15 protein-coding genes and 1 tRNA gene are annotated in these 19,163 nt (G+C 63.6%); 8 read left to right on the top strand and 8 right to left on the bottom strand.

What is annotated here, in order from left to right:
- Window positions 1–68 precede the first annotated feature (68 nt).
- Both ACO1XS_RS06280 and ACO1XS_RS06275 read right to left on the bottom strand, forming a co-directional pair.
- Complete coding sequence (locus ACO1XS_RS06280) at window positions 69–1,472, bottom strand: heavy metal sensor histidine kinase (protein WP_331572340.1); 1,404 nt, start codon at window positions 1,470–1,472, stop codon at window positions 69–71.
- Window positions 1,469–2,152, bottom strand: coding sequence for a heavy metal response regulator transcription factor (locus tag ACO1XS_RS06275; protein WP_173260020.1), 684 nt, complete (start codon window positions 2,150–2,152; stop codon window positions 1,469–1,471). Before ACO1XS_RS06275 ends, ACO1XS_RS06280 begins: the two co-directional genes overlap by 4 nt.
- A gap of 348 nt (window positions 2,153–2,500) precedes the next feature.
- Here ACO1XS_RS06275 and ACO1XS_RS06270 point away from each other — a divergent pair, with 348 nt between their 5' ends.
- From ACO1XS_RS06270 to ACO1XS_RS06255, 4 genes are all read left to right on the top strand, one after another.
- Complete coding sequence (locus tag ACO1XS_RS06270; protein WP_486390236.1) at window positions 2,501–3,178, top strand: carbonic anhydrase; 678 nt, start codon at window positions 2,501–2,503, stop codon at window positions 3,176–3,178.
- A gap of 117 nt (window positions 3,179–3,295) precedes the next feature.
- Complete coding sequence (locus ACO1XS_RS06265) at window positions 3,296–4,798, top strand: SulP family inorganic anion transporter (protein ID WP_331572338.1); 1,503 nt, start codon at window positions 3,296–3,298, stop codon at window positions 4,796–4,798.
- Between the two features lie 207 nt (window positions 4,799–5,005).
- Window positions 5,006–5,164: a hypothetical protein gene (locus ACO1XS_RS06260; protein ID WP_331572337.1), complete on the top strand. Its 159-nt coding sequence runs from the start codon at window positions 5,006–5,008 to the stop codon at window positions 5,162–5,164.
- Window positions 5,165–5,428: 264 nt separating this feature from the next.
- On the top strand, window positions 5,429–5,959 hold the full coding sequence (locus tag ACO1XS_RS06255; RefSeq protein WP_331572336.1) for a TIGR00645 family protein: 531 nt from the start codon (window positions 5,429–5,431) through the stop codon (window positions 5,957–5,959).
- Window positions 5,960–6,005: 46 nt separating this feature from the next.
- Here ACO1XS_RS06255 and ACO1XS_RS06250 read toward each other — a convergent pair.
- Together ACO1XS_RS06250 and ACO1XS_RS06245 are read right to left on the bottom strand one after the other, a co-directional pair.
- A tRNA-Arg gene (locus ACO1XS_RS06250) sits at window positions 6,006–6,080 on the bottom strand.
- A gap of 155 nt (window positions 6,081–6,235) precedes the next feature.
- Window positions 6,236–6,418: a rubredoxin gene (locus ACO1XS_RS06245; RefSeq protein WP_440560729.1), complete on the bottom strand. Its 183-nt coding sequence runs from the start codon at window positions 6,416–6,418 to the stop codon at window positions 6,236–6,238.
- A 211-nt stretch (window positions 6,419–6,629) separates the two neighbouring features.
- Between ACO1XS_RS06245 and ACO1XS_RS06240 the strand changes: the two genes are divergently transcribed.
- The 4 genes from ACO1XS_RS06240 to ACO1XS_RS06225 all read left to right on the top strand — a co-directional run bounded on the left by ACO1XS_RS06240 (window position 6,630) and on the right by ACO1XS_RS06225 (window position 13,678).
- Window positions 6,630–8,564, top strand: a complete 1,935-nt coding sequence (locus tag ACO1XS_RS06240) for an ATP-binding cassette domain-containing protein (RefSeq protein WP_331572847.1) — start codon at window positions 6,630–6,632, stop codon at window positions 8,562–8,564.
- Window positions 8,565–8,783: 219 nt separating this feature from the next.
- On the top strand, window positions 8,784–10,769 hold the full coding sequence (locus ACO1XS_RS06235; RefSeq protein ID WP_331572849.1) for a DNA topoisomerase IV subunit B: 1,986 nt from the start codon (window positions 8,784–8,786) through the stop codon (window positions 10,767–10,769).
- Between the two features lie 64 nt (window positions 10,770–10,833).
- The gene (parC, locus tag ACO1XS_RS06230) at window positions 10,834–13,152 is read left to right on the top strand and encodes a DNA topoisomerase IV subunit A (protein ID WP_331572851.1); all 2,319 of its coding nucleotides are present in this window, start codon (window positions 10,834–10,836) and stop codon (window positions 13,150–13,152) included.
- A gap of 67 nt (window positions 13,153–13,219) precedes the next feature.
- On the top strand, window positions 13,220–13,678 hold the full coding sequence (locus ACO1XS_RS06225) for a CopD family protein (protein WP_331572853.1): 459 nt from the start codon (window positions 13,220–13,222) through the stop codon (window positions 13,676–13,678).
- 39 nt (window positions 13,679–13,717) lie between these two features.
- Here the strand turns inward: ACO1XS_RS06225 and ACO1XS_RS06220 are convergent, their stop codons facing one another.
- From ACO1XS_RS06220 to ACO1XS_RS06205, 4 genes are all read right to left on the bottom strand, one after another.
- Window positions 13,718–14,986, bottom strand: a complete 1,269-nt coding sequence (locus tag ACO1XS_RS06220) for a chromate transporter (RefSeq protein WP_331572855.1) — start codon at window positions 14,984–14,986, stop codon at window positions 13,718–13,720.
- Between the two features lie 55 nt (window positions 14,987–15,041).
- Complete coding sequence (locus ACO1XS_RS06215) at window positions 15,042–17,402, bottom strand: bifunctional diguanylate cyclase/phosphodiesterase (RefSeq protein ID WP_486390235.1); 2,361 nt, start codon at window positions 17,400–17,402, stop codon at window positions 15,042–15,044.
- Between the two features lie 352 nt (window positions 17,403–17,754).
- A complete protein-coding gene (locus ACO1XS_RS06210) occupies window positions 17,755–18,648 on the bottom strand; it encodes a PhzF family phenazine biosynthesis protein (RefSeq protein WP_331572857.1) in 894 nt (297 codons plus the stop codon).
- A 15-nt stretch (window positions 18,649–18,663) separates the two neighbouring features.
- Complete coding sequence (locus tag ACO1XS_RS06205) at window positions 18,664–19,128, bottom strand: RidA family protein (RefSeq protein WP_331572858.1); 465 nt, start codon at window positions 19,126–19,128, stop codon at window positions 18,664–18,666.
- Window positions 19,129–19,163 lie beyond the last annotated feature (35 nt).

Below are 19,163 nucleotides of genomic sequence, written 5' to 3'. Positions count from 1 at the left end.
ACCGGGTCCGCGCGCGAGGCGCGGGGGAGCGCCGGCATGGATAGCAGTATAGGCGCGCTACTGGTCGCTCAAGCACGGACGCTGCGAGCGAAGCGCAGCGAAAACGTCGTTCGGACGTCGGGCACGCTGTCGACGCGGCACTCGCCGCCGTGCTCGTCCATGATCGACTTGACGATCGCCAGGCCGAGCCCGGTGCCCGCCGCGGAATTCTGGCGCGCGGGGTCGAGCCGGTAGAAGCGATCGAAGATCCGCTCGATATGCGCCGGCGCAATGCCGGGGCCTGTATCGGTGACTGACACCGAAGCCACGGCATCGAACTCCCGGCATTCGATCGACACTGCGGAGCCCTGAGGCGCATGCGCGAACGCATTCGACAGCAGATTGCCGAGCGCGCGCTGCACGAGCAGCGGATCGCCATCGAACGCGCAGTGGCCATCGACGGTGATCGCGATGCCGCGGTCCTCGGCGATCGATTCGTAGTAGCGCGCGACGCGCAGCGCTTCGCGCTGCCCGTCGACGCGCTGGAAATGTGTGCGCCGTTGCCGCGCGTCGGCGCGGGCGAGAAAGAGCATGTCGTCGACCATGCGCGAGAGGCGCTGGAATTCCTCCACGCTCGATTCGATGATCGCGCGGTATTGCTCGTTGGAACGCGGCTGGGAGAGCCCGACTTGCGCCTGCGCCAGCAGGTTCGTGAGCGGTGTGCGGATGTCGTGCGCAAGATCGGAAGAGAATTGCGTGAGCCGCGTGAATGACTCGTCGAGCCGCTGCAGCATGCGGTTGAACGCATGCGTGAGCTCGCGCAACTCGTCGGCCATGCCCGTATCGGGCAGCGGGTGCGCGAGGCGGTTGCCGGAAATCTCGTCGGCGCGCGCGGCGAGCTGGCTCAGCGGTTTCAGCGCGAATACGGCGATTCTGTAAGCGACGAGGGCGGCGAGCACGGTGCCGACGAGCACGCCCAGCACGACACTCAGTGCGCAGATGTGCAAGAAGGCTTGAGCACCGCGATAGTTGCGCTGCACGACCACGCGCACCGGGACGTCCTTTTCGGCAATCCTGGCTCGCGCGACGAGATAGCGCAACGGCCGCTGCTCGTGTTGCACGGCGACCGGCGTGGTGCTCAATGCGCTCAAGGCGCTTGCCAATACGTTCGGACTCGGCACGAAGTTCGGGCTGCTGACGAGCGTGTTGCCGCGTTCGTCGAAGACCGCCAGGTCGACGTCTTCATGGCCTTGCAGCAGCAGGGACGAAGCGGGACGTTCGTCACGCAGTTCTTCGATCGTCTCCACGGTGCCAAGCCGCGAAATGGCCGCATCGAGCGTCGCCTCCATCTCGTGCCGCAGCGACTTCGCGATCGATCGATCCAGCGTTTCGTAGAGTAGCGCGCCGCTCACGGCGAGAATGATCGAAGTCGACAGCGCGAACAGCACCGCGAGCCGGCCGCGCATCGTTTTCGGCACGAGATGTCCGATCATACAAGGGAGTCATCGCGTTGTTCGAGCACGTAGCCCATGCCGCGCACGGTATGGATCAGCTTCGGCTCATAGGGATCGTCGACTTTCGCGCGCACGCGGCGGATCGCCGCGTCGACGATATTCGTATCGCTTTCGAAGTTGATGTCCCACACCTGCGAGGCGATCAGCGAGCGCGTCAGGATCTCGCCCTCGCGGCGCATGAGCAGCCACAGCAGCGCAAACTCCTTGGCCGTGAGCAGGATCGTACGGCCTTGCCGTTTCGCTTTGCGGCGCATGAGATCGAGCTCGAGATCGCCCACACGCAGCACCGACGCGTCCAGTGTTTGCCCGCGGCGCAACAGCGAGCGCACGCGCGCGAGCAACTCGACGAAATCGAACGGCTTGACGAGATAGTCGTCCCCGCCGAGTTCGAGCCCTTTGACGCGATCGTCCACGTCGTCGCGTGCGGTCAGAAAAAGTACCGGCGTGCGATGCGTCTTGCGCAGTTCCTCGACGATCGACCAGCCGCTCTTGCCGGGCAGCATCACATCGAGGATGGCGAGATCGTACGCTTCTGTCTGCAACTGATGCAGCCCGGTGACGCCGTCCGCGGCGATGTCGCAGACAAAGCCCGCTTCGACGAGCCCTTGTTTCAGATAAGTCCGGGTTTTGGGCTCGTCTTCCACAATCAGGATCTTCATTTCGGTATTGGGGTGCGCCGTTGAACGAATGGGCGATGAAAAAGGGCGAACGTGCATACCATGCAAAGAATATGCGCGGCCGGCAATCGAAACGATTGTTGACCGGGTCGTATCTCGATAAGTTCCGCTCAAATCGATTTCAATGGACTCCACGTCCGCGCAGGTAGCCCGGTAATAGAAAAAACCGAATCGATATCGATCGGCATTTTGGCCACTACCGACGAACATGACGACAAAATCATCTTGCCGTCATGTTTGCGATGCGCCTATTCGCCAGAATTCAACTCGTGAACGTCGCGTCATCTACGCTCATTGATGTTCTCCATTCCGGCTTAGGAGGAAAAAGCAATGAATTTTACGAAACAAATGATTTTGCAAAACGCTGCATGGGCCCGTGAGGCGTGCGATGGCGACCCGCGCCTTTTCGAACGACTGAGGCAAGGGCAGGATCCGAAGGTGCTATGGATCGGCTGTGCCGACAGCCGCGTGCCGGCGGAAATCGTGACGGGCGCGCGGCCCGGCGAGCTGTTCGTGCACCGGAATATCGCCAATCTGTTCGTGCCGCATGACGACAACACCATGAGCGTGCTCGAGTACGCGGTCTGCGTGCTGAAAGTGAAGGACATCGTGATCTGCGGGCACTATGGCTGCGGTGGCGTGCGGGCGGCGCTGGGGGCGCCGAACGACGGGGTGCCGCACGTCGAGCAGCGCATTCGTCCGTTGCGGTGGCTTGCGCGGCGTCACCGCGACGAACTCGATGCGATCGCCGATTCCGATGAGCGTACGAACCGCCTCGCTGAGCTGAACGTGCTCGAACAGGCGCGTGTGCTGCGTGCGTCGCCCGTCGTTCACGATGCCGTGCCTCGCCCGCAAGTCCATGCCTGGATCTTCGATATCCGCGATGGGCTCATTCGAGCGTTGCCGTTCGAGCATGCCGAGGGGGCCGAGCCGTCGTACGGCTCCGACCTATCGCATCGGCCCGGCCGGCGCGAACCTGCGCCGATTCGCGTCGCCAACGTCGGCTGAGGCTCGGCGCACGGCAGTTTTGCGTCGGGGCACATCGACTCCTTCGAACGAACCCCATGGCGCGCGCCGGCCTCGTACCGGTCGGGCGCGCGCTTCATTCTCTCGCAACCCAACACCATGACGAATGCCAAACTGGCGGCTACGCTGCCGCGGGATTGTTTTTCGGGAACGGTCGTTTTTCTCGTCGCGCTGCCGCTGTGCCTCGGGATCGCCCAGGCGTCCGGCGTCGAGCCGTTCGCCGGGCTGTTGGCCGGCATCATCGGCGGTCTTGTCATCTCGCTGCTGAGCGGCTCGCAACTGAGCGTGAGCGGACCGGCGGCCGGGCTCATCATGATCGTCGTCGACGGTATCGCGAACGTCGGCGGATTTCCTGCGTTTCTGAGCGCCCTGCTGGTGGGCGGCGCCATGCAGTTTTGCTTCGGTGTCCTGAAGGCTGGGCGGTTCGCGGCCTACGTGCCGTCGCCCGTCATCAAGGGCATGCTGGCCGCAATCGGTCTCTTGTTGATCGTCAAGCAAACGCCCGTCGCGCTGGGGCTTGCAACGGGCGGCGCCGCCAGCGGGGCCGGCGCCAGCTACGCGGCTGGTTTTCTCGAGACGCCGTTCGGCACGACATCGGTCGTGGCCTGCGCTCTCGCGGCGATATCGCTTGCGATTCTCTTCGGTTGGGAAAGCCGGTTCGTGCGGCGTTTGCCGCTGGTCGGGCTCGTGCCTGCGCCGCTCCTCGTCGTGGCATTCGGCGTTGCCGTCACGCTCGGCATCGACGCCTTCGCGCCGGCACTCGCGTTGCCTGCCTCGTACCGCGTGAACCTTGCGCCGCTCGATTCGATGGCCGCGCTGACCAGTGCGCTGGCCGCGCCCGATCTGACACGCCTCGCGAGCCTGGACGTCTGGCGGCTCGCGGCCACGATCGCGATCGTCGCCAGTCTGGAGACGCTGTTGTGTCTCGAGGCCATCGAACAGATGGATCCGCAAAAGCGCGCCGCCTCGCCGGACCGCGAGCTCAAAGCGCAAGGCGTCGGCAACATGCTGGCCGGCTTGCTCGGCGGCTTGCCGATCACATCGGTGATCGTGCGCAGTTCGGCGAATCTGCATGCGGGGGCGCGCTCGCGCATGTCGGCTTTCGTGCACGGGTTGCTGCTGCTCGCGAGTGTTTTCGTGCTGAGCGAGATTCTCAACAAGATTCCGCTTGCATCGCTCGCGGCAATCCTGATCGCCACCGGCTACAAGCTTGCAAAGCCCGCGCTCTTCGTCGATGTCGCCAAGCGCGGCGTGAACGCACTGGTGCCGTTTCTCGCGACGATCGGCGGCGTGCTGGCGACGGATCTGCTGATCGGCATCGGCCTCGGTATCGCGTGCAGCATCGTGCTCGCGCTGCATCCGAATCTGCGCAACCCGTTTTCGATTGCGCGGCACGGCAACGAGTTTCTGCTGCTGTTCCGCAAGGACGTATCGTGTTTCATTCGCGTGAAGCTCAAGCAGCATCTCGCGCAGATTCCCGACCGCGCCACGCTCATCGTCGATACGAGCCGTGCCGACTTCGTCGACCCCGATGTGCGGCATATGATCTCCGAGTTCGCGGCGCAGTCCGCCCATCGCGGGATTTCGGTGAGTTGGCGGTGAGGCAAGGGCGTCGCCGCCGTCCGTACCGCTAGCGCTGCACAGGCGTCGCATGAAGATGCGGCGCCTTTTGCGCGATATGGGGCGAACATAATGACATCGGTCGGCACGATCGCTCTCGTATTACCAATGAGGCTTTGCTCGGTATCGAACTTGCCACGGCCCGTGACAGGCCTACAATGCGGTTATCGCGACGTTGAGGAGGCGATCATGCCCGAGTCCTCGATCGGCTTGATGCTGATGCTGGCGGTTTTCGTCGGCATTGCCATGGCGCTGGCCACGCGTTATCACACCGACCATCCTTTGAGCGACCTGCGGCGTTGGCTCGGTGACCATCACCGGGTCGGCCGGACGCATCGCCGGCATTGAGGCGCCGGCCTCTACCGACCATGCCTTGCCGTTGACCTTTGGCGCTCGCACTCGAAGTTCGAGTGGCCGGCCCGACTCGCTGGCGCGTCCCCTGCGGGGCGGCGTGCCGAGTCATCGAACCGATACGCAGCACCGTTACAATGCGCATTGCCTGCCGAATTCGTCCTCGCGGCGGATGCGGCGGATTCTTGCGAGTTGGGCTACCCGGACCGGCACATCCCACGCTCGCGAATAGCAATAAATCGATCAAACTTTGAGCGCTCTATGCACCAACGCAACGCATTGGAAAAAATTCTCGAAAGTCTGTTATTTAATTCCCGGTGGCTGCTCGCCCCGTTTTATGTCGGCCTCGTGGTATCGCTGATGATGTTGCTCGTCGCGTTTATCGGCGATCTCGCGCATCTCGTTCCGAATCTTTTGCAGGCGAGCCCCGAGGACATCATCCTCGGCGTACTGACGTTGATCGATTTGTCGCTGGCGGGCAACCTCGTCGTTATCGTGATGTTCTCGGGCTACGAGAACTTCGTCTCGAAGATCGATACGGGACATAGCGAGGATCGGCCGAGCTGGATGGGTACGCTCGATTTTTCGGGCTTGAAGATGAAACTGATCGGCTCGATCGTGGCGATCTCGGCCATTTCGCTACTGCGTGCATTCATGACGCTGACCGAGCCGGGCAGCGTGCTCGACGAGGTGCGTATCCGGTGGCTCGTGATCCTGCATTTGACGTTCGTCGGCTCGGGGTTGCTGTTTGCCGCCATGGACTGGGTGGCGGCGCAGTCGGAGAAGCATTGACGGGAACGCTCGCCATTGGCTGACTTGTGCGGACCTACGGCTTTTGTGGTCCCCCCGACAGGAATCGAACCTGTATCTAGCGCTTAGGAGGCGCTTGTTCTATCCATTGAACTACGGGGAGGGGGATGAATGCGCGAGGCGCGGAGCGCTCACGTGTGCCAGTGCGGGCAGAGTATAACAAAGACGCGACAGCGTGCTTGCGCGGCGTTGCACGCGCGCCGCCGCATCACTCCGGCGTGCCTGCCTCGGCCGCCGACCGCAAAAAAAAGCGCTCGATCAAAACTCCACGACGCTGAATTCAGCTTTGCTCACGTCGCACAACGGGCAGCGCCAATCCTCGGGGATGTCCGAAAACCGCGTCCCCGGCGCAATGCCCTCTTCGGGCAGCCCTGCTGCCTCGTCGTACACCCACCCGCAAATCAGGCAAACCCAGCTTTTGTATTCGATTACGTCGCTCACGGCGCTTTTGGTCCTTTCACATCTCGAAATCAAAACGATCGCTTAGCGTGGCCGGCCCCGACCGAGCGGACACGCCTGCCGGCCTCGAATGGCGGCTTCGCGAAATGAAGCGCGCTATTTTACCGAAGCCCGGCTCCCTTGCGATGCGACGAAGCGTCCGGCCCGCGCCCGGTACAATTGACGTTTCCGACTTTTCGCAAGGCGCGCTTCCATGTCGCTTTACACCATCGCCGGCGCGCAGCTCGCGTTCGGGCACGTCGCGCTGCTCGATCATGCGGATTTCTCCCTGGAAGCCGGGGAACGCGTGGGCCTCATCGGCCGCAACGGCGCCGGTAAGTCGTCGCTGCTGAAAATCGTCGTGGGCCTCATGCAGCCCGACGACGGGCTCGTCACGCGCCAACAGGAACTCACGACCGTCTACGTGCCGCAGGAGCCCGAGTTCGACCCGCAAGTGTCCGTCTTCGATACCGTGGCGAGCGGCCTCGCCGAAGTGCGCGCCTCGCTCGACGAATACGACGCCGTTGCCCACGAGCTGGCGGCGACACCCGAAGGAGCCGCACACGACGCGCTGCTCGCCCGCATGAACACGCTGCAGTCGCGGCTCGATGCGACGAACGCCTGGAGCTGGCGCACGCGCGTGGCGACGACGCTCGCGCAAATCGGCCTCGATGGCGACGCCCGCGTGGGTGCGCTCTCGGGCGGTATGCAAAAGCGCGTGGCACTGGCGCGCGCACTCGTGACCGACCCCGACATCCTGCTGCTCGACGAGCCGACCAACCACCTCGATTTCGATGGCATCCGCTGGCTCGAGGAACTCCTCGTCGGCGCGCGCGCCGGGCTCTTTTTCATCACTCACGACCGCGCGTTTCTCGACCGCGTCGCCACGCGCATCGTCGAACTCGATCGCGGCAGGCTGCTGTCGTACCCGGGCAATTTCTCGGCCTATCAGACGCGCAAGGCCCAGCAGCTCGAGGTCGAGCGGATCGAAAACGAGAAGTTCGACAAACTGCTCGCGCAGGAGGAAGTCTGGATCCGCAAGGGCGTCGAGGCGCGCCGCACGCGTAGCGTCGGCCGCATTGCGCGGCTCGAGCAGATGCGGCATGAACGCGCCGAGCGCCGCAACGTGCAGGGCAATGTCAAGCTCGACGTGGGGCAGGGCGAACGCTCGGGGAAGATCGTGGCTGAGCTCACGGACGTGACGAAGCGTTACGGCGCCCGCACGGTCATCGAACGTTTTTCCACGACCGTCATGCGCGGCGACAAGATCGGGTTCGTAGGCCCGAACGGGGCGGGCAAGACGACGCTGCTGAAACTGATTCTCGGCGAGATCGCGCCCGACGAAGGCACGGTGCGCGTGGGCACGAACCTGCAGGTCGCGTATTTCGACCAGATGCGCGCCCAGCTCGATCCCGACAAAAGCCTCGCCGATACGATCAGCCCCGGTAGCGACTGGATCGAAGTCAACGGCACGCGCAAGCATGTGATGAGCTACCTGGGCGACTTCCTGTTCGCACCCGAGCGCGCGCGTTCGCCTGTCAAATCCCTGTCGGGCGGCGAGCGCAACCGGCTCTTGCTCGCGCGGCTCTTCGCGCGGCCCGCGAACGTACTCGTGCTCGACGAGCCCACCAACGATCTCGACATTCCGACGCTCGAGCTGCTCGAGGAGTTGCTCGACGAGTACGCGGGCACGGTCTTGCTCGTGAGCCACGACCGGTTCTTTCTCGACAACGTCGTGACATCGGTCATCGCATCCGAGGACGAAGGGCGCTGGCGCGAGTACGTCGGCGGTTTCACCGACTGGCAGTTGCAAAGCGAACGTGCGGCTCAGCTCGCCCAGGCGGCGGCCAAGCCGGCACCCGCTACCGCCTCGCGCGACGCCGCGCCCAAGGAGAGCGCCGCGGGCCGCAACGCTCAACGCACAGTGAAGCTGTCGTTCAAGGAGCAACGCGAACTCGAGGCCTTGCCGGAGGCGATCGCGGCATTGGAGGCCGAACAAAAAGCGATCTCGGCAAAGCTCGAGGACGGCGCCATTTTTGTGACCGATGCCAAGGAGGGCGCGCGATTGACCGAGCGCTTTGCCGCCATCGACGAGGAGTTGTTGGCCGCGTTGGAGCGTTGGGAGGCGCTCGAGGCCAAGCGCAAGTAAGCTGCACGGGAAGTCGCCCGGCGGCGCGATTGGCGTTTCGGCCGAATTGCCCGCCAGGTCGAAACCAGTAAAATACGCCGCGACTGCAGGGCCGCCTGTTTTGCGGGCACGCTCTGCGCGAGCCTTGTTTCGGCTCGCTTTTTTTGAATTTTCAACGCATTGTCCACGTAGATATCCCCATCGCCTGTGGACAACGATGACGAGTTCCAATACGAAACGATGTCCACGAAAAAGCCAAGCACCGCATACAGCGAGGCGTCGATCAAGGTGCTCAAGGGTCTCGAGCCGGTCAAGCAACGGCCCGGCATGTACACCCGCACCGAAAATCCGCTGCACATCATCCAGGAAGTCATCGATAACGCGTCGGACGAAGCGCTCGGCGGCTTCGGCCGGCAGATCACGGTGACGCTGCACGCCGATCACTCGGTCTCCGTCGACGACGACGGGCGCGGCATCCCGTTCGGGATGCATCCGGATGAAGGCGTACCCGTCGTGGAGATCGTCTTCACGCGCTTGCATGCGGGCGGCAAGTTCGACAAGGCGGCGGGCGGCGCCTATACCTTCTCGGGCGGGCTGCACGGTGTTGGCGTCTCGGTGACGAACGCGCTTTCCTCGCGGCTCGATGTGACGGTGTGGCGCGACGGCAAGGTGGCCGAAATCGGCTTCGCGCACGGCGATGTCGCGCGACCGCTGCAGGTGCGCGCGGCCGAGAAGAACGGCAAGCGCACCGGCACGCGCGTGACGGCGCAGCCGGATCCGAAATATTTCGATTCCTCGAACATCCCGCTTGGGGAGCTTCAGCGGCTCTTGCGCTCGAAAGCGGTGCTGCTGCCCGGTGTGGAAGTTGCGCTCGTCAACGAAAAGACGGGCGAGCGGCAGAGCTGGAAATACGACGACGGTCTGCGCGGTTACCTGCTCGAGGGTATGGCGGGCAGCGAGTTGCTGGTGCCGCTTTTCGAAGGCGAGCGTTATGCCGACAGCGCACGCATGAGCGAAGATGCGTTCGCCGAAGGCGAGGGCGCTGCCTGGGTGGTGGCCTGGAGCGAAGAAGGACCGCTCACGCGCGAGTCGTACGTGAACCTCATTCCGACACCGGCGGGCGGCACGCACGAGTCCGGCCTGCGCGATGGGCTGTTCCAGGCCGTGAAGAGCTTTGTCGAACTGCACAACCTCCAGCCCAAAGGCGTGAAGCTGCTGGCGGAGGATGTCTTCGCGCGGGTTTCGTTCGTGCTCTCCGCCAAAGTGCTCGATCCGCAGTTCCAAGGGCAGATCAAGGAGCGCCTCAATAGCCGCGACGCGGTGAAGCTCGTATCGTGGTTCGTCAAGCCAGCGCTCGAACTATGGCTCAATCACCACGTCGAGCACGGCAAAAAGCTCGCCGAACTGGTGATCAAACAGGCGCAGGCCCGCACGCGGGCGGGCCAGAAGATCGAAAAGCGCAAGAGCTCCGGCGTGGCCGTGCTGCCGGGCAAGCTGACCGATTGCGAATCGACCGACATCTCGCGCAACGAACTCTTTCTCGTGGAGGGCGATTCGGCGGGCGGCTCGGCCAAGATGGGCCGCGACAAGGAGTATCAGGCCATCCTGCCGTTGCGCGGCAAGGTCCTCAACACGTGGGAAACGGAGCGCGACAGGCTCTTCGCCAACAACGAGGTGCACGACATCTCGGTGGCCATCGGCGTCGATCCGCACAATCCTGACGATAAGGTCGACCTGTCGAATCTGCGCTACGGCAAGATCTGCGTCCTTTCGGACGCGGACGTCGACGGCGCCCACATCCAGGTGTTGTTGCTGACGCTGTTCTTCAAGCACTTTCCGCAGCTCATCGAGCGTGGCCATATCCATGTGGCGCGTCCGCCGCTCTTTCGCGTCGACGCACCCGCGCGCGGCAAGAAGCCCGCTCAGAAACTGTATGCGCTCGACGAGGGCGAGCTGGAAGCGATCCTCGACAAGCTGCGCAAGGACGGTGTGCGCGAATCGCAGTGGTCGATCAGCCGCTTCAAGGGGCTCGGCGAAATGAGCGCGGAGCAGCTCTGGGATACGACGATGAACCCGGACACGCGGCGCCTGATGCCCGTCGCACTGGGCGAGCTCGACTATGACAGCACGGTCTCGCGCATGACGATGCTGATGGGCAAGGGCGAGGCGGCCGCGCGTCGCAGCTGGCTCGAAGAGAAGGGCAACGAAGTCGAGGCGGACATCTGAATCGCTTTGCGCTGCGCAGCTTGATCGTTCCCCGCTCGAATTCTGAATACGGACACCATTTTCAATGGCTCAACAAGACGACCTTTTCGCCCCGGCCGTTGTGCCGCCAGACGGCGAATCCCTGACGCTCGGCCATTATGCCGAGCGCGCCTACCTCGATTACGCGGTGAGCGTCGTCAAGGGGCGTGCCTTGCCCGACGTGAGCGATGGCCAAAAGCCCGTGCAGCGGCGCATCCTTTACGCGATGAACGAGATGGGCCTCGCCGCCGATGCGAAGCCCGTGAAGTCGGCGCGCGTCGTCGGCGATGTGCTCGGCAAATATCACCCGCATGGCGACCAGTCGGCATATGACGCGCTCGTTCGCCTTGCCCAGGATTTCTCGATGCGCTATCCGCTCATCGACGGTCAGGGCAACTTCGGCTCGCGCGACGGCGACGGCGCGGCGGCCATGCGTTACACCGAAGCACGCCTGACACCGATCGCCCGGCTTTTGCTCGATGAGATCGACGAAGGTACCGTCGATTTCATGCCGAACTACGACGGCTCGTTCCAGGAGCCCAAAATCCTGCCGGCGCGGCTGCCGTTCCTGCTGCTCAACGGCGCATCCGGGATTGCGGTCGGTCTTGCCACGGAAATTCCGTCGCATAACCTGCGCGAGGTGGCGGCAGCGGCTGTGACGATGATTCGGCGTCCCAACATTTCGCACGCCGAACTGATGGAGCTCGTGCCGGGTCCGGATTTTCCCGGCGGCGGACAAATCATTTCGAGCGATGCCGAAATCGCGGCCGCCTATGAAGCGGGTCGCGGCAGCCTGAAAGTCAGGGCGCGCTGGAAGATCGAAGAGCTTGCGCGCGGGCAATGGCAGCTCGTCGTCACCGAACTGCCGCCGAATACATCGGGACAGAAAGTGCTCGAGGAAATCGAGGAGCTCACCAATCCCAAGGTGAAGCTGGGCAAGAAAACCCTCACGCCCGAGCAATTGCAAACGAAGCAGACGCTGCTCGCCCTGGTCGACGCCGTGCGCGACGAATCGGGCAAGGATGCGCCCGTGCGGCTCGTGTTCGAACCGAAGACGAGCCGCATCGACCAGACAGAGTTCATCCATTCGCTGCTCGCTCATACGAGCCTCGAATCGAATGCGCCGCTCAACCTCGTGATGATCGGCGCGGACGGCCGCCCGCGCCAAAAGGGGCTGCTCGACATTCTGCGCGAGTGGGTCGCTTTCCGGTTCGCCACGGTCACACGCCGCACGCGGCACCGCTTGGCCAAGGTCGACGATCGTATCCATATCCTCCAAGGGCGGATGATCGTCTTCCTCAACATCGACGAGGTGATTCGTATCATTCGCGAGGCGGATGAGCCGAAGCAGGCACTCATCGCTGCGTTCGGTCTGTCCGAGCGGCAGGCTGACGACATCCTCGAGATTCGCCTGCGCCAGCTCGCACGGCTCGAAAAGATCAAGATCGAAAAAGAGCTCGAGGCGCTGCGCGACGAGAAAGCGAAACTCGAGGAACTGCTTGCCAACGAATCGTCGATGAAGCGGCAGATCATCAAGGAAATCGAGGCCGACGCGAAGCAGTACGGCGACGAGCGCCGCACGCTGATCCAGCAGGAAAAGCGCGCGACGTTCGAGGCCCGCGTCGTCGACGAACCGGTCACGGTCGTCGTCTCGCAACGCGGCTGGGTGCGCGCGCTGAAAGGCCACGGGCTCGATCCCGCGGGCTTCTCGTTCAAGGACGGCGACGGCCTGTATGCCGCCTTCCAGTGCCGCACTCCAGATACGTTGATCGCCTGGGGCAGCTCGGGCCGCGTCTATTCGGTGGCCGTCGCGATGCTGCCGGGTGGGCGTGGCGACGGCGTGCCCGTCACTTCGCTGATCGAACTGGAAGCGGGCACGCGGCTTTTGCATTATTACGCCGCGAATCCGGAGCAGGCGCTGTTGCTCGCATCGAACAACGGATTCGGCTTCGTTGCCAAGGTGGGCGATATGGTCAGCCGCCAAAAGGCGGGCAAGTCGTTCATGACGATCGATGCGGGCGCGGTGCCGCTCGCGCCGATGCCGGTGCTGCCCGATGCGCGTCAAGTCGCCTGTCTGTCGAGCGCGGGAAGGTTGCTCGTTTTTCCTTTCGACGAGATGAAGACCCTCTCGGGGGGCGGACGAGGCGTCACGCTCATGATGCTCGACGACAACGAAACCCTCGTGCAGGCACTGGCGATTGCGGCGGCCGGCGTCGTGCTCATCGGTACGGGTCGCGGCGGCAAACCGGTCGAGGAGATTCTGGCCGGCGCATCGCTTGCGCCGCATGTCGGCAAACGGGCCCGCCGGGGCCGTGCGCCCGATACGCGGGCGAAGGTCGCTGGCTTGCGCCCGGCGCTCGCGTGACGCGATGACACTTCGGCCTGTGCGACCGGCAAACGGTTCGGGCTGCTAACTTTAGGAGAATGGTGTCATGTCGATTGCCATGGACGTTGCGTTGTTCCTGCATTTGACGGCCGTGGCGGTGTGGATTGGGGGGATGATATTCGCGCAGTTTTGCCTGCGCCCGTCGCTCTCGGACATATCGCCGCAATTGCGCCTGCCGCTGATCGGGGCCGTGTTCGGGCGGTTTCTCGACTGGGTCGGCGTGGCCGTGCTGTTGATTCTGGTTTCGGGCGGCTTCCTGCTCGTCCGATTCGGTGGAGGTAAGGCGCCATGGCCGCTGCATGCCATGGCCGCGCTCGGGGTCGTCATGATGATGATCTTCGGACATTTACGCTTTGCCGTTTTCCCGCGCATCGTGCGCGCGGTACAAGCGCAAAAGTGGCCGGACGGCGCTCGCGCCGTCGAGATCATGCGGCGTCTCGTAATCGCCAATCTCGTATTGGGGATCGTGACGATCGCTATCGCTGTCTACTCGCGCGGTTTCTGATCGCAGTAACGAGCGTAGAGGGCGGGTCGTCCGTACGCTTCATCGATGTGCGACGAACATCGCGATGGCGTAGGTCAGTGCCACCATCGCATAGACGGCGTACACCGGCAGCTTGAGGCGCCCGAGGCACACGAAAGCGAAGACTGCCGTGCCGACATAGGAAAACCGAAGCGGCACGTGCTCCGCGACGTGCACCACGGCCACGATGAGAAAGGAAGTGGCGGCGGCGCGCAGCACGCGCATGCCGTGCTCGAAGCGCGCATGCATCTCGAGCCGTTGCAGATGACGCCTTGCGAATATGATCAGGAGCCCTGACGGTACGAAAAAGGCGACCGTCCCCGCGACGGCACCGATGCTGCCGTACGTGAGATAGCCCAGAAACGGAATGACGTTGAGTAGTGGCCCGGGTGAGACCGGCGAGAGCGCGAACGCCAGTGTGAAGTCGCGCATCGTCACGCCGAGCGGCGCTGCGACGAACAGCGTTTTCAGCACCGGCAGCGCGGAAAAACCGCCGCCGAACAGCGTCATTGCGGCGCCTGCGAGCCGCGGCCAGAGCAGTGCGAGCTGGTATTGCGGCGACAACGGCAGCGGTAGCGCGAAGAGGACGACCAGGGACACGAGGATGGGGACCAGAATCTTGTCGCTGCGGTCGAACGCAATGGCGAGGCGTTCGCCGCGGGTCGGACTTTGGATCCAGCCCGCCATGAAGGCGATCGCCAGCAACAGCACGAATGCGCTCGCCCGCTGCGTGAGCAGCAAAATGGCGCAGGCTCCGGCCGCCGCCAGCCATTGCAGCCGCGTATGGACGACCGCACGCAGCTGCCGGTACCAGGTAATGGCGATGAGGCTGCCGAGCACGACGGCGAAATGGTCGATCAGCTCGGGCGACGCCATCGAGCGGATGAACGGCGAATCGTAGAAGATCGCGAATGCCGTCATCGTGCAGAAGAACGGTAGCACCGCTGCGATGCCAGCCACCCAGGCACCGGCGGCTCCGCGCAGCGCGTGGCCGACTTGCACGGCTACGTTGCAGCCGACGGCACCGGGGACCATCCAGGAGAGCGCGATCAGATCGGAAAAAGCGAGCCGCGTGAAGCGCCGCTCGCGTTCGACGTAATAGAGTTCGAGTTGCGCCATCAGCGCAAGGCCACCCCAGGAAAGCGCCGAGAGCACGAGGACGACTCGAAAGAGCGTCCAGAGCGGCTCGCGCGCGGCTGGCGGCGCATCGGTCGCTCGTCTGTCGCCGGGCTGGGGTGCTGCCGGCGGCGTATGCGGCGCGGATCTCGCTTTCGTTGGTACGTCGTTCATGGGCGCAGCCCGGCCGGGCGCGGCTAGGGTCTGTTTATGTTCTCGGGCATCGCCATCAGGCGGACTGTCCGCTCGTGCTCGTGCTGGGTGCAATACGGCCGGGGCTGCCGACGATCTCACGCATGCCGCATACGCCGAAGCGTTCCAGCAGCGCCGGAATCCCGTCCACCGGCACCGGGCGCGAGAACAGAAAACCTTGCGCCTGGATGTTGCCCAGCGCCGAAAGCCAGGCGATCTGCTCTTCCGTTTCGGTGCCTTCGACGACGACCGTGAGACCGAGCGAGCGCGCGAGGTTGACGATCGCCGATACCATCACGCAGACGCTCCGGTCGACCGGGATGGCTTGCACGAACGAACGATCGACCTTGAGGGTATCGACCGAGAAGCGATTCAGATAGGACAGCGACGAGTAACCGGTGCCGAAATCATCGAGGGCGATACTGACGCCGAGCCGTTTTTTCAGGGCGGCGATCTTCTCCGAGACGAGATCCGGATACTCCATCATGGCTGTCTCGGTAATTTCCAGTTCGAGCCGCTGCGCCGCAATGCCGGTTTCCTCGATCGCGCGGGCGATGGTTTCGTAGAGGTCGCCGCGCCAGAACTGGACAGCCGAAATGTTGACGGCGAGAGAGAGCGTTTCGTAGCCCTGGCTTTGCCAGATCGCCAGTTGTTTGCAGGCTTCCTGGATCACGAAGTCGCCGATCGGCACGATGAGGCCGGTGGATTCGGCGACCGGAATGAACTCGCTCGCGGCGATGACGCCCTGTTGCGGGTGATTCCAGCGCACGAGGGCTTCGAACCCTGTGATGCAGCGGCGCGCGAGATCGATTTTCGGCTGATAGACGAGAAACAGCTGCCGTTCGGTCAGCGCGACGCGCAATTGCTGCTCCCACTGCATCAGGTGATCGGCACGATGCGAGAGATGCGGCGCATAGAACTGATAGCAGTTCTTGCCGGCGTCTTTGGCGCTATACATGGCAAGATCGGCTTTCTTGAGCAGGTCGATCTCGCTTTCGCTGCCCACCGAGAAAAGCGCGATGCCGATACTGGCGTGAAGCACGAACGACGTGCCGCGCACATCGAACGGATGCTCGAACACTTCGCGCATCGTTTCGGCCAGTTGTGTCGCTTGCCGCTCGACATCGCCGCCTTTGACGATCACGACGAACTCGTCTCCGCCGATGCGCGAGAGCACGCCCGTGGCGCCAACGGTATCGGCCAGGCGGGCCGCGGTCATCTGCAACACGATGTCTCCGGCATTGTGGCCGAGCGTGTCGTTGACCGTCTTGAAGTTATCGAGATCGATGAAGAGGATGGCCAGGCGGCCGACATTGCTCGGATCGCTCACATCCTGGCGCAGGCTTTGAAGCGTGGCGTAGCGGTTGCGCAGGCCCGTCAGCAAATCGTATTCGACGAGATGGGTCATCTCGCGTTCGCGCCCGAGCAGTTTGCCGATGAGTCCGGTTGCCACCGCGAAAAAGCCGAGCATCGCGAGCGAGATGAAACCCGCCATCAGCAGATAGACGTTGCGCGTATGGTTGTAGTCCGCGAACTCCTCGGCCTCGGACAGCCCGACGAGCACGCCCATCGGATAGCCGTCGATGTGCCGGTACGAGACAATGCGCTTCACGCGGTCGATCGGATCGATCTGCGTCCCCGAGACGTGTTCGGAAATCGGGTAGACGCCGCTTGCCGAAAACGTTCCCGGCGCACTCGTGTTGGAACCGGTGCGGCGCGCCAGCACCGCACCGCTATCGGCGATCACCGCAATGACACCGTCTTTGCCGATGGCGGCGTTGTTATAGAAATCGCTCGTGAAATAGCCGGGGTTTTCGGACACCACGACCACGCCCGCGAACGAGCCGTCGGGGTGATTGAGGCGCCGTGTCATTTGCAGCGTCCACTGATGCGACACGCGGCCCAGCACCGGTGTGCTGATATAGAGCTGATCGTCGTTCTCGTGCTCGTGCACCTTGAAGTGCTCGCGATCGGACAGGTCGATCGGCTCCGGATTGGCTTCCGCCGTCGAGGCGACGAGCAGACCGTGCTCGTTGATGATCGCGACCTGCACGAGTGTGTCGCTCTGAACGACGCCCTTTTCGACAGTGCTGCGCAACTCGAAGCGATCGGGGTTCTTTTCGAACTCGTACTTGACGAACCGGGTGATCTGGTCGACTTGGTGAATGGCCTTGATCGTATGCTGTTCGAGTGCGGCGGACAGGATGGCCGCCCACGCCGCCGCTTCCCGATAGGTCGAATCGCGTTCGACGGACAGGCGAGCCGAGATGACCGTCCAGAGCAAGACGAGCACGAGCAGACCCAGCGCCGGAATCGCGATCAGCGCGCGCCGCCGCGAGCCGGCCGCATCGCGCCGCGCGCGGGTGTCACGGGCTGAATGGAACCAGGGAAAGTTCATCACTTGCCGTGAAGTCTCGAAGGACTGCAGGCACCGTTTGGCAGGGTCGACAGGTTCATGGTTGGCTGCATGGCGAGCATCGTGCCCCGGGGCTTGGCCGCGGCGCTGTCAGGTCATCAATGGAAGTCGCACCCTCGTGGGCAGTCGTCAGGAGGATATTACTGAATGGATCAGGATTAGGATAGCGTCCGTTAATCGGGTAAACGTTTGACTATCCAGGCATGATTTCCGCAGAGCTTAGCCGATTGGCTCTGGGGTGCGCGCCGGCCGCTTTCGGAAGCGGTGACCGGGCGCGCCCACGAGGTGCGCTGTGCGGCCGGCGGGCAGGCGCCGGCGCGGGGGAGGGGAATAGTCAGCGCACTGAAATCGTGCCGTCGACGACCGTCGTCGATGCCCCGCCGATCCATGTCTTGCCTCGGGCATCGTCGTAATCGACGAAGACACGGCCGGCCCGGCCGATCGCGACGCCTTGCCGGACCGTGTAACGGTCGCCGGGCCGCGCGTCGCGCGAAGAGAAGAGGCTTGCCAGCCCCGCATTCGCACTGCCGGTGGCGGGATCCTCATAGATCGAAAGCTCGTCGTCCATGACGATGCAGCGCATCTCGTAGGATGCCGGACCGCCCGCGGGATGGGCTGCATAGAGGGTGAGCCCTTTCATGCCCGCGCGTTGCACGATATGAGAAAGCGCGGACGGGTTGAGCTTGACGGTCACGCAGCGCTCCGGTGAGGTCAACCCGACGGTCAGCCACCGGACGCCATTGTCGACGGCGCTCGGTGGGACGCGAGTGAAATCGATCTCATCCTCCCTCGTGCCGAGCGCTTCCCGCAGCGCCGCGAACTCGGTCTCCGGCAGCGGCGTAATGCGTGCGGGCGGGGCGGCGAAGGCTCGCACGCCCGGCGCCCGATCTTCGATCTCGACGAGTCCCACGCCGCACTGCTGCACGAGCCGGCCCGCGGTACGCGGGACGTAGCCGCTCTCCACCAGCGCGTGCGCGGTGCCGAGGGTGGGGTGGCCGGCGAACGGCAACTCCCCCGCGGGCGTGAAGATGCGTACGTAGTAGTCGGCGGAGGGTTCGGTCGGCTCGAGCAGGAACGTCGTTTCCGAGAGATTCGTCCATCGGGCGATGGCCAGCATCTCGTCGGCGTCGAGCCCATCGGCATCGAATACGACGGCGAGCGCGTTGCCCTTGAACGGCACATCCGAAAAGACGTCGACCTGTTTAAAGCGAACGCGGCGCGCACTCATACGGCCTCCTTTGCGTTATGCGAGCTCCGCGACGAGTTCGATTTCGACGCAGGCGCCGGTCGGAATTTGCGCGACGCCGAATGCCGAACGCGCGTGCTTGCCCGCCTCGCCGAACACTTCGACGAAGAGTTCCGACGCACCGTTGGTGACGATGTGCTGCTCCGTGAATTCGAGCGTCGAGTTGACGAGGCTCATCACCTTGACGATGCGCTTGATGCGGTTCAGGTCGCCGAGGTGCGTATGCAGCGTCGCGATCAGATCGATGGCGATCGAGCGTGCGGCTGCCTTGCCTTCCTCGGTCGCCATGTTCGAGCCGAGCTTGCCGACCCACGGTTTGCCGTCCTTTTTCGCGATGTGGCCGGAAACGTAGACCGTGTTGCCCGTTTGCGCGCACATGACATAGGCGGCGGCCGGTGCGCCGGCTGTCGGCAATTCGATGTTCAGTGTCTTCAGCGTGTCGTAGACGTTGTGTTGTGCCATGAGAAGTGTCCTCGAAGAGTCTGGAAAGTTGAATG

The organism is Trinickia sp. (genome assembly GCF_057351765.1).
The sequence above is the reverse complement of the archived record's forward strand: the minus strand, read 5'-3'. Positions and strand labels throughout refer to the sequence as shown.

What these genes read in the sequence shown, in the direction of transcription:
- ACO1XS_RS06210 (WP_331572857.1), bottom strand. Translation starts at nt 18,648, where the DNA reads ATGAGTGCGCGCCGCGTTCGCTTTAAACAGGTCGACGTCTTTTCGGAT.
- ACO1XS_RS06260 (WP_331572337.1), top strand. Translation starts at nt 5,006, where the DNA reads ATGCCCGAGTCCTCGATCGGCTTGATGCTGATGCTGGCGGTTTTCGTC.
- ACO1XS_RS06265 (WP_331572338.1), top strand. Translation starts at nt 3,296, where the DNA reads ATGACGAATGCCAAACTGGCGGCTACGCTGCCGCGGGATTGTTTTTCG.
- ACO1XS_RS06280 (WP_331572340.1), bottom strand. Translation starts at nt 1,472, where the DNA reads ATGATCGGACATCTCGTGCCGAAAACGATGCGCGGCCGGCTCGCGGTG.
- ACO1XS_RS06275 (WP_173260020.1), bottom strand. Translation starts at nt 2,152, where the DNA reads ATGAAGATCCTGATTGTGGAAGACGAGCCCAAAACCCGGACTTATCTG.
- ACO1XS_RS06220 (WP_331572855.1), bottom strand. Translation starts at nt 14,986, where the DNA reads ATGAACGACGTACCAACGAAAGCGAGATCCGCGCCGCATACGCCGCCG.
- ACO1XS_RS06270 (WP_486390236.1), top strand. Translation starts at nt 2,501, where the DNA reads ATGAATTTTACGAAACAAATGATTTTGCAAAACGCTGCATGGGCCCGT.
- ACO1XS_RS06225 (WP_331572853.1), top strand. Translation starts at nt 13,220, where the DNA reads ATGTCGATTGCCATGGACGTTGCGTTGTTCCTGCATTTGACGGCCGTG.
- ACO1XS_RS06215 (WP_486390235.1), bottom strand. Translation starts at nt 17,402, where the DNA reads ATGAACTTTCCCTGGTTCCATTCAGCCCGTGACACCCGCGCGCGGCGC.
- parC (WP_331572851.1), top strand. Translation starts at nt 10,834, where the DNA reads ATGGCTCAACAAGACGACCTTTTCGCCCCGGCCGTTGTGCCGCCAGAC.
- ACO1XS_RS06235 (WP_331572849.1), top strand. Translation starts at nt 8,784, where the DNA reads ATGTCCACGAAAAAGCCAAGCACCGCATACAGCGAGGCGTCGATCAAG.
- ACO1XS_RS06205 (WP_331572858.1), bottom strand. Translation starts at nt 19,128, where the DNA reads ATGGCACAACACAACGTCTACGACACGCTGAAGACACTGAACATCGAA.
- ACO1XS_RS06255 (WP_331572336.1), top strand. Translation starts at nt 5,429, where the DNA reads ATGCACCAACGCAACGCATTGGAAAAAATTCTCGAAAGTCTGTTATTT.
- ACO1XS_RS06240 (WP_331572847.1), top strand. Translation starts at nt 6,630, where the DNA reads ATGTCGCTTTACACCATCGCCGGCGCGCAGCTCGCGTTCGGGCACGTC.